This window comes from Paenibacillus sp. SAF-068 (genome assembly GCF_051967555.1).
Lineage (GTDB): Bacteria > Bacillota > Bacilli > Paenibacillales > Paenibacillaceae > Paenibacillus.
In genome coordinates this window covers 168,725-185,412 of record NZ_JBQCJX010000002.1, presented here as the reverse complement: position 1 = coordinate 185,412, position 16,688 = coordinate 168,725, and the positions used below count along the sequence as shown (strand labels likewise).

Below are 16,688 nucleotides of genomic sequence, written 5' to 3'. Positions count from 1 at the left end.
ATCTTCGAACTAATTTTATTAAATTAATATATATGTGATTTTAGAAGATTAAGGGTAGGGAGAGTTGTACAGATGATCAGAGCAAATGGGGAGCCCCGGTTCCTTCCTTTATATGAGGCGCTGGCAAGCGAAGTTAGATGGAGGATCATGGATATGATTGCAGATCGCGAGAAGAATGTGAAGGATATTGCGTCAGTATTGGAGCTTAGCCCCTCCATTGTCACGATGCATATTCGCAAACTGGAGGATGCAGGTCTAATTGGAAGCAGACGAGTTCGGATTAACGGAGGAACACACAAATTATGTTACCTCAAGCAAAATCAGATTGAGATCGAGCTGCCATCCGCAAGCCAAACTTCACGAACCAGAGAGCAGACAATATCCGTCGGGCACTACACTGCTTTTGATATTCACCCTACCTGTGGGCTAGGCACACTCGAGAAAGAAATTGGCGTCTGGGATGATCCGCGTTACTTCCTTGATCCCGAGCGGGTACACGCTGCTATCCTGTGGTTTGGGAAAGGCTATGTTGAATATAAGACACCTAACTTTGTACTACCGGATCAGACTACCGATGCGATCGAAATTTCAATGGAACTCGCCTCGGAGGCTCCGGGATTACGGGATCATTGGCCTTCGGATATTAGCTTCACCTTCAATGGTGTTTCTCTGGGAATGTGGACAAGTCCAGCCGACTTTGGCAGAGCAGCACGCGGCAAGTATACGCCGGAATGGTGGCATCGCAATGTGAATCAGTATGGTTTATTGAAGACGATCCGCATTGATGCCTCCGGTACGTATATGGATGGTGAGCGGATGTCAGACATTAAGCTCAAAGATGTCAAACTAGACGAACCATTCTGGACGCTTCGATTCACAGTTGACGAGGAAAGCCCCAACGTTGGCGGTTTAACGATCTACGGTGCCGGTTTTGGTAATCATGATCAGGATATTGTTATTCGTGTATTGGGTTAACTTTTGTTGCCTAACCTATTCGTTTGATATCTGGAAATACCTATTTTATAGAAAAATAATATAAATCGGACAGTAAAAATTTCTCACCAACTAAGATACCAGCAATCGCGATCCACATCAGCGCTTTCCTGCTTGGATTTAAATATTTTCGATATGGATAAATGAGATTTTGAGCAAACAGGGCGAGAAATTCATCCTCCACTTTGGTGTAATCTGTGCCCTTGGGGTGCAACACTCAAATTAACTCATTCTATTCGTTAAAACTTCGTTTCCAGGATAAATATGGACAGCAAAGCACACCCTGGTACGTTTCTAGGTTCGCATAGCATGCAACCTCCTTGCCTCGGTCAGCTGTAGACGTGAGGAATCCCCGTTGGAGTACCTGTAAGATGGCTACACCAAGCCGCAATCTTCATGGACATTACTGTACGATCAGGCATGAGAATAGCCTACTCGAATCCGGCCATGAACTGTCTTTTATATTTGTTGTCCACAAGTTCCGAGTTTTATATTGCAGTCCGTCGTGAATGTTGCAAAAAAAATAACCTTGAAAGGCGAAAGCCCAACAAGGTTACTAGGAAAACCAATCAGAGTCAATTAAAACATTAGTGCCTTAAATTCTAACAACTTGATTGCTATTTTAATTCAATGGACATCTCATGGCGTTTCATTCACAATGAGATGTAATTAACACTAAATTACTCTGATCAGGGGAACGTTGGATCAACTCCGGTCTTATCTGTATGTCTCTTAATCATCTCAAGAAGCTCTTCCTCACCATTCAAACGTACGGAATGCGTATATTCCCACCTGAAATATGGAGTGAGACTATTAGCTACTTCTTCCCATGTCTCCCTTTGATGTTCGACAAGTATCTGTTCTATCTTGCTAGTAATCATTTCAAAATCTAACCTATTTACGATAAAATACTTTGATCCTGATATAATATCTACTCCATCTCTAAGTTCTCTTTCGAGCGCTTTCGGAGTTATAATTCCAAAATCAAAATTATCTTCTCCTTCAGAATCCTCAGTTCCGATGCATGCTGTACCTGACAAATAAAAGTCGTCTCCAATATCTTCAGTTTCTGTAAACTGTAATTTGCCATGTATATTGGGGTTTCCTGTAATGATGAGATCTTTCAATACTGGTTTGATCACGTTAGCACACCTCTTTAATCAAATAATAATCGGCTATTTTATTTGGACATGATAATTTGTTTTTAAATTCCCTTCTAGTTCCCATTTAAAACCTTGATTAAACGTTTCATAATTGGCTTCAATAATACCATTTTTTCCTTTTTTCTCCATGACCCTAACTCTCTTTTTACCATCCTGGCTATAATACCATGTGTATCCTTTTTTATTTAAAGTTGTAAAATTTGAACCTACAAAATGTTTCGCGCCATCATAAACTGTGCCTATAGAAGCTGTACCTGAGAGTCCATCATTTTTCTTCGAATTGTTGGCTAATCTAGCCAACTCAGCACCTGTACCAGTGAAACAATTGGTATTATGAACCCAAATCCCTAAATCTGTCACATAATACGTATGGAAGTCCTCAACCGTGAAGTTATATACCGTTACTGGCTTATCCAACTTGATAAACTCTATTTTATCAATCGTTAGATTAGTTCCATTAGCCTTTTCAAGTTTATCGCCAACGTGAAGTTCATCAGCAAAAACCCAGCCTCGGCCTTCGACCCAAAACGGGTGATTGTTCGTTGTCTCAATGATTTGTTTTCCTACAAGCAATTTAATGATATCATCGCGTTGGTTGCGATATAAAGCAGTAACTTCTTTGTAAGCTAACTTTCCATCAGAATCATATTCCGACTTTGCAAGAACCTGATCTCCGACTTCAACATCTTCGATATTTTTTTCTCCTTCGGCAGTCAAAACCTTGGTTCCCGCAACAAAGCAGTTACAAGAATTGAACTTTCCGCTAAGAACATTGGAGGCGGCCCCTTTTACTGATCCTACAAAAAATAGCGCTGCTAGATTCCCCATATCAACTTGTCCGTATGCCCGAGCCTCATCATTAGCTCCATAAACAGAAATCTTGGCCATACTACGAAGTATTTTTCTGGTATTCTCGTCAAATGTGAAGCCAGCTTTTTTTTGCTCAATATGAATCGTTAGTGTCCCAATATCGTAAGCGAATTGATCCACATTGTTGTACGAACCATTTCGGAGTTTGTTGTAAATAAAATTCCGCAATTTCGTTTCGACCGGATCACCGTCACACGTCGTTGCACCTTCGCATTGTTTGTTCCCGGTTGGATCGACATAGCGTAGTGGATTGTTAAGCACATACGTATACAAATTTTGAGTCAGCGGATCATCGAGCTCACCATATTCCGTATCCTCATTCAGGAATCGACCTTCAGCAGGATTATACCAACGCGCTCTCAAATATTGCAGTTCAGTCGTGTCGTCCCATAACTCACCTGCATATCGGAACGGGTTGTGTACTTTCTCTTCCTTGGTCTGTATATTTCCCCAAATGTCGTACACGTAGCGGTTGAGAACCTCTCCGTTTACATCACGAAGCTCAGTCACATCCCCATGTCCGTTCACTTGCACATATGCTTTACTGCCATCTGCATATTGGATTGCTTCCAGTTTCTCTCCCCGAATGTAACTGGCTTTCAATGATGGGGTCCCATTGTTTACTTCGGCTTCCGCAATAATTTGTGCAAGATCGTCGTAGTAATAACGCGTAGTTTTGCCATGTTCCAAACGTTCAACTAACAGATTATCGCCATTATACGTATAACCAACCTGCTTGTCGCCTTTTTGCACATTCGTCAAGCGATTTCTTAGATCATACGTATAGGAAGTATCTGAGATGTTAGATTCCGCTTCGGATGCTAGAGTCAAGCGGTTGCCCTGTTTGTCGTATTGATAAGCCTCGTTATTCACACTTGAGCTCAAAACCCGATCCAAATTGTCGTACGTAAATGTATCCTTGGAATCAACCTGATTGAGTGACACTATATTTTTATTATTATCATAACGATAGCCATAGTTTTGCAATGTCACTTCATTTCTCTTTTGTGACAGTTCGATCAAATCAAGACCATTATATTGTTTAGCATAGCGCACGCCATTCTGTAATGTCGCTTCTTTGCTTAATCCATTCAAATAGTAGCTGTACTGCGCATCTAGACGATCTGGCGTTGTACCTACAGATGTTAGACGGTTCATCGTGTCATATCCATAGTAGACTGTTATTCCAAACGGATTGGTCATCGACGTCCGATTCCCGTTCAAATCATACGTAAAGGCTGTAGCCATACCATCCGGATAGCTAATTTGAGTGAGTTGTTCGGTTGCAGGATCGTACTGGTAGGTCGTTGTTCCGGTCTGATCCACCATGCTTGTACGTTTGCCTACGAGATCCACGATATATCGAATCGTTTCTTCCGAGCTGCTTTTGCTCACCAAATTACCACGAGCATCATAAGCGTACGTAAAGGCATTCCCATTACGATCTACAAATTGACTCAAGCTGCTGTCTGGGTTATAGAGACTACGTGTAGACTGTCCTAACTTGTCCGTGGTTTGAATCCGGCGTCCCAATTCATCATAGCGATGTTTTTTAACTTGACCAGCAGCATCCGTGGTTTGGATAAGATTCCCTACACGATCATACATGTATGTCGTTTGTTCCGCGTTAGGGCTGGTTACCTTGGTGAGCCTAGAGAGAATATCATACGTATAGCGCATCGTATTCCCATTACCATCTGTTTGCTCTAGCAAGTTACCACTAATGACATCATAGCTATTTTTCTCTAACGTACGCCATGAGTTCTCTTGTTGAGTTTTCTCTTGCACCTGCAGGAGGTTGCCCCACATATCCGAGATTTGAGTACGAGCGTATCCTTCGGCATCGGTTGTCGTTGCACTCCGTGCTGTATCATTATACTGCGCGTTGATGGCAACACCATCGGCTCCTGTTGTAGAAATGATGCGGCTCCAACTATCATACTGTACTCGAGTTCGATTTCCTAACGCATCATCAGACCATATGGTACGTCCGTAGGGGTCATATCCTGTACGGCTAGCGACAACGTAGTTTCCTCCAGAGTAATACCCAGACTCAATTTGTTGCCCGAGTGCATTCCATTGGGTTACGCGTTGCTGCCCGGTTTCATCAGTAACCGTGATTTTATTGCCGAAATCATCGTAATTGGCACGCAACACACTTCCATCTGTTTGAACGACTTCAATGGTTCGACCCAGAGTATCTTGCTGATAACGAGTGGTCCGACCTTCCGCATCGGTTGAACTAATTAATTGTCCCGTTGCTGGGCTATACTGAGCTCCTGTTGATATGTTACTTAACTTCCCGTCGACGTCTGTCACAGCAATACTTGTTCGAGTTGGATATGCTTGCTGGTACCTACTATCATACTCCACGGTAGTTACTTGATCCTGTGTATCATTTGCAATGCGTTGGGTCAGCACGTTGCCATGGGTATCATAGGTATAATTCGATTGGTGCAAGAGTTCACCACTATTACTTCCCTGCCGACTGACAATGCCGGTAATATCCCCTTGCTCATTGCGCGTGAGTGTTGTAACTTTCTTATTGGTCCGATCCACTAATTCAGTAACGCTGGTCAGCCATTGCCGCGTACCGTCATAAGTGCTGGTCACTACTTTTCCTGTAGCATCTGTCATCGACGTCACGTTGCCATAGTCGTCGTATTGCACTGTAGTGGTCAAGGATTCATTGGTCTTATTATCCTTAATTGTTGTCACTGTTGGAATGGCTACCGGATAGGCTCTGCCCTTGACGGTTTTGCCATACGTATACGTTGAAGTCTCCACACGTCCATCGGCACTTAGCACGGTCCGATCATTATAAAATGAGATTGGTGTTTCGCTATTCACAAATACTTTCCGATATGTCGACTGACTCTCGGTCAAGCCGCTACTGATGATTGTGCTAAACGTAGCATTTTGTCCATAGCTTGCGCCCAGATCAGACGTATAACTAACGGTTTGTCGATTGTAGTCCTCAACTTTACCACTCTCATATAAGATTTGGTCTTTGCGAGTCAGAACACGGTATGCTTCATTTAAGGAATCTGCTCCAATGTAACGACGCACCGGGCTATTTTCGTATTCATACACCGTTTTAGCTCCGGTTGTATGCTGCACCCCCGTTAATAATGCGTACGGATTAGATATTGCCCGTTCTGGGCTAAAACCTAGCAGATTAAATTTGGCTTCGGCCAGTTTGTATGCATAAGTCGTTTTACGACCAAGCGGGTCAATGACCGAATCGAGTAATTCTACGCCATTTTTCAATTGTTTGTTGTAAGTTACTATTCGCTCACCTTGAGTAATCGTCACTGCTGATGGCGTGTAAGCAATTTGGATCGTGTTGCCTAATGCATCTTTCACACTGGTTAGTAGCTTGCTTTGATAGGCTGTATTGAATTCGTAAAAGAATTGAATGTCATTATTTCGAGAATCTGATAACTGTATTAAGCGTCCATCTACGCTAAAATACTGCTTACTCAGTCCATCTGCTGAAACGATTACTTGCGCAGATTCATCGCTTCCTACCTTGACTGAAGTGTCCGGACGAACAGTGATGCCTTCCCAGTCATAGCCTTTTAGCGTATTACCTGCAATTTCGTAGCGGCCACCATCTGTCATGACAACATACGATTTATTATTTTCCGTTTCAATATAAGGCAGTTTCCAAGACCATCCTTTGCCAAGGGGTGCTCGTTTGTCCGCAGCGGCAGGTACAGTTTTGTTATAGTATGTGACATCGGTATTACTACCTACTTGGTACGCTCTTATCTCCGCAGACGGATTAGAGGCAAGATAATAATTGTAACCACTATCCATCATAGAAGAAGAAATATCTTTACCAGGATTACTATTCACGTTGTTTTTCAAGTTGTTTACTGTAGACCAGTCTGGTGTACCATCCGTGAATAAAGTGATGGTTTCACCGGGACCTTCTGTAATTTCCTGCTCTACCCATGGCTGTTCTCGCACGGCATACGCATGACGATACTGGTAAGGTGCCTTACCTGCAATCCATGGATCATAACGTTCTGAAGAATATTGGCCCGGCTTAACGACATTACCCGAATAGGTTTGAGAATAAATTCGGGTGTCTGAAGCTGGTACAGATACTGATCCATCATACCGAGCTTCCCAAGTTTTGGTACACACATAGTTCGCTACGGATTTATCCGGTGATGGACAAGCTTTCGTAGCTGTCACTGAGGAACGGGTGAGCGTGATCGTCTTTCCTTCCACAGTCGCTGTTTTTGTTTCCGGACATGGACTCCCCGTACTGGTTTGCGTCCAGATGCCTTTAGCATCATATTTTCCAGGGATGGAATTGGTACAAGTTTGTGTTGGAGCGTTAATCGTACGGGCAGGCTGATATTGTCCGGAAATGACCTGTGCACTACCTGACTTGTTCAGAGTCCCGCTGTATCCACCCTGACTATAGTTTAAGCTCGTAGGAAGGCTACTCAGGCTACCACTACGGGTCTGTTGCTCTATGCGACTTTCAGACGGATTCCAAAATACGATCTGGGTATTTGCCGCTTTCCGAGCTTCAGTTTCCGTAGTATACGTGCCTTGTAACACAGTCGGAGTCTCCACAACGATCGTGTCATTATCTTTTAGTCCATCGCCATTGTAATCTTCTTGTACCCATTTGTTTAATTTGTATTTGACATGATATTTTGTGATTATTTTTTTCTTGGCTGCTTGGTATGTGAGAAAATAATTATAGACCGGATACTCATATGTATTCGTTCCTACAACTGGATCATAAAATTGAGCTAAGGTAGAGTTATATTGCCTTTCTAGTGCAAAGGACATGCCTGCACGGCCAGGTAAGGAAGCGTCAACATGCTCTAAAATAAGGCCGCCACTTAATGTCGAAATGGTTTCTCCATTTTCACCCACTGTATAAGGGGCCTCATTAAAGGACCTTTTGCTATAGATCGGTGCTTTTTCTGCAATATGCTTTCCTGGATCTGGGATGCTGGTAGATGTTTGTCCTGCTAACGGTTTCGTATCAGAGTTCGTTTTCTGCTTTCGAGTTGATGAGACCTCTGATTGCTTTTCATTTGTAACAGAAGCATCCTTATTCTCTTTAGCTGTTCCTTTTTCAGGCTTTGTTCTGTTTATTTTTTCTGAAATAGTTTTTGATTCCTTAGGTGTATAAGCTGGACTAACTTCATTTCCTTGTGGCGATGGCGTTGCTTTTGGCTCAGAAGCAGACTTCTCTTCAAGGGTAGATGTATTTTCGCTTGAAGGCGCTGAAGTTTGTTGACCTACTTCCTGGTTAGTTTGAGCTGCATTCTCAGCATTGTCTGACGTTTCTACTGGTGGCAATGTTCCGTCGGAGTCAGTTTCCCCCTCAGGCGACGAGTCTTCCGATTTGTCAATTGGATCGGCCTGATCGTTTTCCTCAGCCTCTGTTTTTTCTTCTTCCTCTTCTTCCACCTCGTCATCTTTCTGTAGATCCGTTTCCGGCGGGGCGGTCAGTTCCTCCTCTACCACGAACGTTTCATACCGCTGCATAATACCGGATTGATCGGCTTCCACGCCAGCAATCGACGTTTCGGCGGCAACAGCGGGATCTGTATACACATCACTGGTGACTGTGGCGGATTCGTTAATCTCCTGTGGACGAACAGCTTGTAAAGCTTCGTCGAATCCAATCTGTTCCTCTCTGGCTTTATATAGAGCGGTAATCACTTCATTCAACGTGTATCCCTGATCGAGGTAATCTTGAATAAAGTCTTCGGTCCAGTCAAACTGCTGGGCTATCAGAGGAAGTGACTCCAATGGAGAAGGACCTTGCCCTGTGGAAACGTTTTGTTCGTTTTGTTCTCCTTGTTCTTCGGCATATGTAACCGCAGGGACTACATTTCCGAAAAGCCCTGTGATGACCGCAATAATGAGAAAGATGGATAAGTATTTTCTATATGTGCTTTTCTTCAAGTGAACTTCTCTCCGTTTCAACTGAGTGTAAACCGCTTTTTAATGATAATTCTGTTTTAATATAGTTAAGGCTTAATGATCTGGGTATTTTTCAGGTTACCGTTACGATCATAAGTATACTGGTACGTAGACGCTACTCCGTCTTTACGGGATATCGTTTTGCGAAGCAATCTTCCATTCGAATCGTAAACATACGAAGTAGTGTAAGCGGGTTCTGAAATAGTAATACTGTCATGCCAGTCTACTTGGACAGGAGAAGTCCGGTTTACTTTATCTCCAACACCCAATTGACCATTAGAGTTATTCCCCCAAGTGAACAGTTCATTATCTACAGATAGCGCGACGCTATGATTACTGTTGGTGCTGATGCTTTGAATCTTCACCGATTTTCCGAGAGTATTCTTGAATTCAAGCTTCATCGGAGAGTTACTATAAGAATTCCACTTAATACCCGCTTGCCCACTACTATTACTTCCCCAACTCCAGACTGTACCGTCTGCACGTAAAGCCAGGGTGTGTTTTTCACCGCTCTCAATGGCTACGACTTGATCCAGAAAGCCTTTTCCATACTGTCCCACAACCTGTACAGGAGCAGAACGAGTCTCCCTTGTTCCGTCCCCCAACTGTCCTTCGTTGTTTAGTCCCCAGCTCCATACTGTTCCGTCGGACTTTAAAGCTACCGTAAAGTATGTACCTGCACTTACATCCTTGATTTTGTTAAAATTAGCACCTAAATGTACCGGAAAAAAGCTCCTTGTAATGTTTGACCCGGCTACACCCAACGATCCAGCGCCATGATCACCCCATGCCCAGAGCGTACCATCTTTAGAAACTGCAACAATATGACTAGTACCAGGTACTAATGAAGTAATACTTGTCAAATAACCAGCGCCATTAGGTCCTTTTACTTGAGTAGCGTATTTTTCAGAACCTGAATTTATACCATTACCCATTAGTCCATTAACATTATCTCCCCAACTCCAGACTGTTCCATCACCACGAATTGCAAATGCGTTGTATGTCCCACCGTGGATGGAAATGACATTTGATAGTCTCAGATTGGAATTTACAAGTACAGGTGAAGGTATCTTCCCATCAAGATCTCCGATTCCAAGCCAACCATTGCCATTAGAACCCCAAGCCATTATTTCACCCTCAGCATTCAATGCTAACGTTGAACGAGAAGAACCGCTAATTTGAACAGGTTTTACTGTCACCGAGCTCGCTCTCTTTGGAAATGGATCATCCGCTAATGTGGCTTCCTCTCTGCCTAATTGTCTATAACTGTTAGATCCCCAAGTCCAAATTGTCCCGTCTGAATCTATAACTCCTGAAAAATTACCTCCCGTATATATCATTGGCTTTTTAGATGTTAGCTGATCCGCATAAATTTTAGCAGAAGGTTCAAATACAACGCTTCCCACAACTAGTATAACGAGTAATAGTTTAATAACTCTATTCCACTTCATCGCTTTCTTCATCTCCTTATTTCTGTCTCAAACACACACATGACACATAGTTACTTTACGTAATGCTTCTTCTGTTCCAGTAAGCCTTTCATCTCCATTCTTCTTAGAATTATCTGATTATGCCCGAATAATGATCCATTCGTAAATAGGTGTATTTTGTATTTTCATGTAGGATTATGACGAATAATATACAACTATTAAATAAAAAAACTTTATTTTATAATTTTTCCGTTATATCTCATATTTTCTCACTCTAATCTATCTAAATTATGTATCGATTAGCTTAAGTTTTATATTCAATGAGCAACAGTTAGCAAAGGGTAGACTCTTCAATCTCTTCAGTGGCCGTATAAAATCTAATGCTATCCAAATTCTCTGAGTAAAGAAATAATTGCATTTATAGATCAGCTTCCATCAACAAATGAAACGTCTAAAAGGCTCTTTTAGTCTTTAGATTTCTTAAACTCATAATAAAGGATGGCCAAATACAGTACCGATCCTGGAAGATAGGTCACAAAGTACACCTCTTTAGGTGCAATTCCCATGGGCGCCAAGATTCCAAAAGATATCCAAACAAGGGCTACTATCTTCAACATAGCCGATTTAGACAATACCAATCCTCCCTTCTGTAAAGCGGTGACAACTAGATTTATGCATGCTTAGATTACTCTCCATACATTGCATCCTCTAATATTGCTTCTAGCTCAGCTCGTATTTCATCGGGTGTCATTGTTTCAACCGGCTTGTACTCGCCATACTTATTGTAGTCTCCACTATCATCATACACTGGCGTTTTCTCCATGTAAGTATCTGTACTTTGCGTGTTTCCACTATAGGAGTCGCTTTCTCGAGATGATGATTGTTTTTGTTCAGAGCGGTAAGATGCGTATGAGTCCTTTACCATCTCTCCGTTTTTGTACAGTTTTATGTAATCATCGAAGCTTATCATTGGATCACTGCGTCCTTCTTCATATGATTCGTGGGTATATTTGTAATATGAAACCAAGTCAGCGTTGTGACCGGTATAACCTCTAGGTATAGCATAAAGTGATTCAAGTGATTTCTCATCTTCTCCGTCCTGTCCATATACATGGTACATGGCGTACTTGTGCATCATCTGAATGTCTTTGCTTGGATTCGAAAGTTGATCCACAAACTTAGCTACCTCAAGGTATTGGCCAGTCGCTAGATATCCATTAATGGTGGACCAAACCTGATCATCTTCAGGCATGAGTTGAGCTGAAGATTCTCCTTTACTAAACTCATAAGAGTACTCAACCATTCTTCCCCATATCTCGTCATCCTTCACATACTCTCCGGACAGATTGATGCCTTGTTCACCTATAATCTCTTTCACATTTTGAGGTTGTACATTGGCTGTAGGTGTAGTGATTGAGACAATATACTTACCATCTGGAAGCCCCTTCCCGCCTGAAGTAAACAGCTCACTTTGAAACATACTGTTATAAACATAGGCCTTCGACTGAGCGCTGTATCCCCCTTCACTCTTCACGGATAACATCAGTTCCATGTCTGCCGGCAGATTCGTATTACCACTAATGGCGAGTCGATCATCTCTATCGAATTCTGCATTCACAGATATCTCCACCTGGATGGGCTGCTGTTGCTCTATTTTTATCTCTTCAAGCTCCACTAGTTCAGACTTATCGGATGAACATCCTGCAAGGAGCAATAGTAGTGCACTTGATAACATAAACATTCTTAAATACTTCATATGTATTCTCCTTTGTTATTGCTTCGGGTAATTCGGTTAATGTTAATGCACCAGACATGATTGATTGGGCTCAAGCAAGAAAAAGCCTCACTAGTCAAACTGACTAGCAAGGCATACGCTCAATTTCAAAAGCTTCCCAACCAGTTGTTCCAAGCTTCTTTATTTGATGGCTTACCAGAATTACTTAATTTCATGTATTCAAGTAATTGGTCCAGGTTGTTTGAATGATTAACTCGATAATCCTGTATAAATTGCAACATTGCTTTGTAAACAATTAGATCAAGTGGTGAGTACGTTGGGGAATCCGTTGCTTCCCCGTCACCATTACCATTTCCTCCATCGACCGGCAATTCAGGAGGGGCAACAGTCACAGCGTCTGCCGAAGTAAACGTACCCGTATCTCCAATATAGGTAGGATAACTAATCGCAATTTCTCCTGTAAGGCTATTCCCAACCCGACCGATGTTCGGTTTCTCAAGAGTCGTTATTTCACCACGGTTATTCACAATTCCCTTTAACGTGGGGATTGTCAAACGTGTTGGAAAATTTTCAGGGAAAGACAAGGGTTTATAATGAGCAAAAGGATACTGCACAAAAAACGTTGGCTTAACACTTCTTAAAGTAGGCTTTATACCTAACTCCTTTACTACTGCATGATAAGCGGCTAATGCATTAGGGTATTTATTATTTTTTAAGGGGCTAGAACTAGGTAACGAGTATGTTTCATTAAAGCCTACCCTATATATAGCTCCAATATCATCTACCTGTACCTGCAATAGGTAAATATCTTTGCCAGACGAATTCTTCATATATCCAAGTTCACCAAATCCGACTGTTTCTTTTGATGCATCCACATATGAATTCGTAATAACCGAATTAATCGTAGCCACTTTTTCTATTTTATTGGTCGAAGCATTGATCCGGATTCCCGCACCAAAATATTCATCGAATTTTTTCACAAGATAAAATTGTGCATCTGAGTCCCATTGAAGACTATATTTTCTATTTGTCCCCCAAAGATCATCTAAACCCTTGATTGAAGACGTAATAGCGGCTTTTGTAGCCGTATCCGCATCTTGCCAAGCCTGTTTTCCAAAGTCATGCACTTGCTCCATAATAGCGGGTTCAATACCGGTTGCGTTCCCCGCTGCTGCAAGGAGTGCTGTTCCACCCCACTGCATGATAGCACCCGCTTCCAGTTCACCAGAAGCAAAGTCTCTACTTGCAGCCTCTGCTTTTACTTGAACCGCTACCACAAACAATAGAATAAACACGTTAAAAATAACAAAAATCCTTTTAAAAAGATTATGCTGTTGATGATGCACTTGGTATTCCTCCTAGTATGTATGTCTCTTTAGATAATTGAAGCTCTATAACATTCTTATACTACCACCAACCTCTCCAGCAGGATAAATCTAACAGCTTTCACATTATCTCAGATATAACTTTTAGAGTAAATACGTCTTCCAATTGAAAATCCACTCTCCCATTGTCATAAAGTGTCAGACACACGCAGCATGTAGGTTAGGCTTTTGCAGCAACCGGTGCCTAAAGCATCTTTTCATAATCTCTATTGGGAAATTATACACCCTCTCTTTCCAACTGATTCCCGTGAAATACCTTCAAAATAAAAGCACGATCCGGAACGCTTAACCGTTCATACGATCGCAGGTACTCCCTGTTGTCGTATGGAACGCCAATGAATTTCACATCAATGTTCCCCTCTCGGAGATCCACAATGCCATATCTGGCAATGGCAAGATCATTACAGCCTAAGGCTCCCGGATTCATATAGATTCGTTGGTCTGTCTTATAGTAATGAAGAATATGATGATGACCAAAACAAACCAAATCATGGGCCGTCCCCTGATACTTCGCGTCCAATTTGGTTCCGGATGGTTCTTTATCGATAACATCCAGCTTGTCGTTGCTCATATGATAGTGAGTGAGAAGGAACCGACGTCCTTCTACCTCTTTTTCAATGAATTTCGGTAGAGCTTGTATTCTCTTGATCGATTCCGCACTCAAATGTTGACCAATCCATTCATGATGCTCAGCTATGCCTTTATGCCCTTCTAATGGACCCTTATTTTGGAGCAAACTCAATACGGCCTCTTCGTGATTCCCCGAAATCGCTATCATATTTTTACGACTGTACAACATCTCGATCACTTCATTGGAGTAAGGGCCAATACCGATTATATCCCCCAAGCAAAATGTATGCTCAACATTCCCTCTGGAATCGATATCAGCCAGTACCGCCTGAAGTGCAGGAACATTCCCATGAATATCGGTTAAGACGGCAACCTTCATTGAGACTCCTCCTCTGGGATATACATCGTCTGAATCTCCTGTACCCCCGGAATAAAGCCCAGATTCAGATACACAGACTCGGCATCATTCCCTTGCATCACATACAATCGCAGAACAGGATACTTACCCTTAAGTTCATTTAATGCTCTCTGTAACATCAGCGTAGCCAGACCTCTGCCTCTATAAGCAGGGAGTACTCCGATACTGTATACAGCAGCCTGATTATCCTGCAAGCACAAGCGACAATTGGCAATAAGCTGTCCCGTTTCCTTATCGTATACAAGCGTTGAAGCATGGGTCAGAATTTCATTCGTATAATTAGGGTCATCGCTTGGTATAAAATCTGACAGAGTGGTATGTTTTCTTCGTGTAGCTTCAAGACTTCCTGCAAAACTCTCCATGTCACATCTGGCAATTTCATCTTCATTCGCATATTTTCTGTTGCCGGTTTGGCCTTCGATAATCTCTGGACTCTTCACGGTTACCCTGCTGTCCCATTCGATGTCAAAATGATCTGTAGGCCGCTGCATCCAGCGACATCTGAACTCCACTGGCCAGAACCCGGCTCTTGCGAACAGATCGACTTGGTCCGGAAGAATCTCAAAGGTCAGAATGCGTTTGGTGCGATCCGACCACTGTATTAATGTATGCTTCAGAAGCTTCAATACCTCAAAGCACTGCTGGAATGGCGGGATAAAAAACAAATGATACATCCGGTTAGGCTCCATTCTCACGCCACCTATTTTGCTTTCCCCCTTGTAAATCCAGTACGCACTGATCTTGGAAGAACTAAACTCTTCCTCCCTGAAAAACCCGACATAACGCATATCATAATAAACCGTGCAATATAATCCCCATTCGGCAAAATCAGCTCTGCGAATCGAATATTCATCCGATAGATCATATTGAAGTATATCTGTGGACCATTCCGTTAGACTCATACTTCATTCCTCCTCAATTTCAAATAAATGCACAGCAACTAAAGAAGCTTTCTATACGCTACCCCATGAACATGAAATAACACCTGCTGTGCCTCCAGATGTTCGAAGAAATCCAACATGTCCTGGAACGGATGATCAAAGTACGAAGTCAGGTGTGCAAGCTCAGGTGTTGTTTTAATAAAATTGTAAAAAAAGTAGGGGTCCATGTTGCCTACATCCGCTGGACTACCCAGAGCAACCTCCAATGTCTGGCCTGTTTCTGTATTCTTGAACATACAGTGCTCGCCATGAACATCAAAATACCAGTTGCCCGTTAATTCTTCTCCTTCATGGATTACATCTGCATTGGTCAGCATATCGTAAGCACCTGCGAGAATTGCCGTCCGATCTGACTGATCGGTTTCCAATATCAATTGGTTGATCAACTGCCGCGCAATTTTTTCGTACATATCCATTGCCATTAATAATTCTTCTGTAATTTTCTGAGGTATCGATTTCATTATTTCAGACCCTTTGCCCTTTCAAATGAAGATGAACTGCCAGACCTTGCGGTTAGCAAAGTTAGAATAACATAACCAAAAAGTTGAACCGTAAATACAATAGCGACAAACTCAACCATTATGCTGTTTGCTGCATTGAAATCATGCACAAGATCCATGAAGATCTTCCCGGGCCTGGATAATACATCCCACGAATTCCAGCGATTAAATCTACCAATGTAGACTCCTATACTGCTCAATAGCAGAATAACGCCCACAACCACCATGCTAATGTACTTATTTACTAATTTGGCTAACATGCCGTGGATTTGAATAATCGAACAAGTCGAGAGCAGCAATCCTATGATCGCTACGGCAAACGTCAGGGTGAGTCCATACCAAAAATCAATATTAACCCAAAATCGAACCTCCCCTTGAGCATCAAAATATCTGAATGAGTGCAGGATCTCTGTAAAAAGGTAGGCTGAATTCGGCAGAAAAAAGAGCCAAACTGCACACATCAACCACATACATATAACGCTCGTTGTGGTTGATTTCTTATTGAATATGTATCTAATACAGGATGAGATGATGAATGGTACCCATGCCAGAAACATATCCCAACTTAAAAATCGATACATATTCGTATCTGTTTGGGCCCGTAAATACATCACTACACCTAGACAACAAAAAGTAGCCACGATCAAGGTAACGATGAGTCGAAGATCTTGAACCGGATGTTGGTTAACTTTCATTTCGTTGATTCTACTTCCTTT

10 protein-coding genes are annotated in these 16,688 nt (G+C 42.2%); 1 reads left to right on the top strand and 9 read right to left on the bottom strand.

Annotation, left to right across the window (positions count from 1 at the left end; translation table 11 throughout):
- Positions 1-72: 72 nt before the first annotated feature.
- Complete coding sequence (locus tag ACTHPG_RS14815) at positions 73-975, top strand: ArsR/SmtB family transcription factor (protein WP_440390364.1); 903 nt, start codon at positions 73-75, stop codon at positions 973-975.
- Between the two features lie 707 nt (positions 976-1,682).
- On the opposite strand, the gene ACTHPG_RS14810 is transcribed toward ACTHPG_RS14815, so the two are convergent.
- The 9 genes from ACTHPG_RS14810 to ACTHPG_RS14770 form a co-directional block, all read right to left on the bottom strand.
- Positions 1,683-2,135 carry an Imm8 family immunity protein gene (locus ACTHPG_RS14810; protein ID WP_440390363.1) on the bottom strand — a complete coding sequence of 151 codons (453 nt, stop codon included), beginning with the start codon at positions 2,133-2,135 and terminating at the stop codon, positions 1,683-1,685.
- A gap of 33 nt (positions 2,136-2,168) precedes the next feature.
- Positions 2,169-8,975 carry a polymorphic toxin-type HINT domain-containing protein gene (locus ACTHPG_RS14805; RefSeq protein ID WP_440390362.1) on the bottom strand — a complete coding sequence of 2,269 codons (6,807 nt, stop codon included), beginning with the start codon at positions 8,973-8,975 and terminating at the stop codon, positions 2,169-2,171.
- A gap of 65 nt (positions 8,976-9,040) precedes the next feature.
- Positions 9,041-10,444: an RCC1 domain-containing protein gene (locus ACTHPG_RS14800; protein ID WP_440390361.1), complete on the bottom strand. Its 1,404-nt coding sequence runs from the start codon at positions 10,442-10,444 to the stop codon at positions 9,041-9,043.
- A 664-nt stretch (positions 10,445-11,108) separates the two neighbouring features.
- Positions 11,109-12,179, bottom strand: a complete 1,071-nt coding sequence (locus ACTHPG_RS14795; RefSeq protein ID WP_440390360.1) for a hypothetical protein — start codon at positions 12,177-12,179, stop codon at positions 11,109-11,111.
- 125 nt (positions 12,180-12,304) lie between these two features.
- Complete coding sequence (locus ACTHPG_RS14790; protein WP_440390359.1) at positions 12,305-13,504, bottom strand: hypothetical protein; 1,200 nt, start codon at positions 13,502-13,504, stop codon at positions 12,305-12,307.
- A 256-nt stretch (positions 13,505-13,760) separates the two neighbouring features.
- Positions 13,761-14,492: a metallophosphoesterase family protein gene (locus ACTHPG_RS14785; RefSeq protein WP_440390358.1), complete on the bottom strand. Its 732-nt coding sequence runs from the start codon at positions 14,490-14,492 to the stop codon at positions 13,761-13,763.
- Positions 14,489-15,433, bottom strand: coding sequence for a GNAT family N-acetyltransferase (locus ACTHPG_RS14780; protein ID WP_440390357.1), 945 nt, complete (start codon positions 15,431-15,433; stop codon positions 14,489-14,491). The genes ACTHPG_RS14785 and ACTHPG_RS14780 overlap by 4 nt, the downstream gene beginning before the upstream one ends.
- A gap of 38 nt (positions 15,434-15,471) precedes the next feature.
- Positions 15,472-15,933 carry a DUF6896 domain-containing protein gene (locus ACTHPG_RS14775; protein ID WP_440390356.1) on the bottom strand — a complete coding sequence of 154 codons (462 nt, stop codon included), beginning with the start codon at positions 15,931-15,933 and terminating at the stop codon, positions 15,472-15,474.
- Positions 15,933-16,667: a DUF1361 domain-containing protein gene (locus ACTHPG_RS14770; protein ID WP_440390355.1), complete on the bottom strand. Its 735-nt coding sequence runs from the start codon at positions 16,665-16,667 to the stop codon at positions 15,933-15,935. The genes ACTHPG_RS14775 and ACTHPG_RS14770 overlap by 1 nt, the downstream gene beginning before the upstream one ends.
- Between the last annotated feature and the right edge of the window lie 21 nt (positions 16,668-16,688).

Bases quoted from the DNA above. Each gene is read 5' to 3' on its own strand.
- ACTHPG_RS14815 (WP_440390364.1), top strand. From the start codon at position 73: ATGATCAGAGCAAATGGGGAGCCCCGGTTCCTTCCTTTATATGAGGCG.
- ACTHPG_RS14800 (WP_440390361.1), bottom strand. From the start codon at position 10,444: ATGAAGTGGAATAGAGTTATTAAACTATTACTCGTTATACTAGTTGTG.
- ACTHPG_RS14795 (WP_440390360.1), bottom strand. From the start codon at position 12,179: ATGAAGTATTTAAGAATGTTTATGTTATCAAGTGCACTACTATTGCTC.
- ACTHPG_RS14785 (WP_440390358.1), bottom strand. From the start codon at position 14,492: ATGAAGGTTGCCGTCTTAACCGATATTCATGGGAATGTTCCTGCACTT.
- ACTHPG_RS14780 (WP_440390357.1), bottom strand. From the start codon at position 15,433: ATGAGTCTAACGGAATGGTCCACAGATATACTTCAATATGATCTATCG.
- ACTHPG_RS14775 (WP_440390356.1), bottom strand. From the start codon at position 15,933: ATGAAATCGATACCTCAGAAAATTACAGAAGAATTATTAATGGCAATG.
- ACTHPG_RS14770 (WP_440390355.1), bottom strand. From the start codon at position 16,667: ATGAAAGTTAACCAACATCCGGTTCAAGATCTTCGACTCATCGTTACC.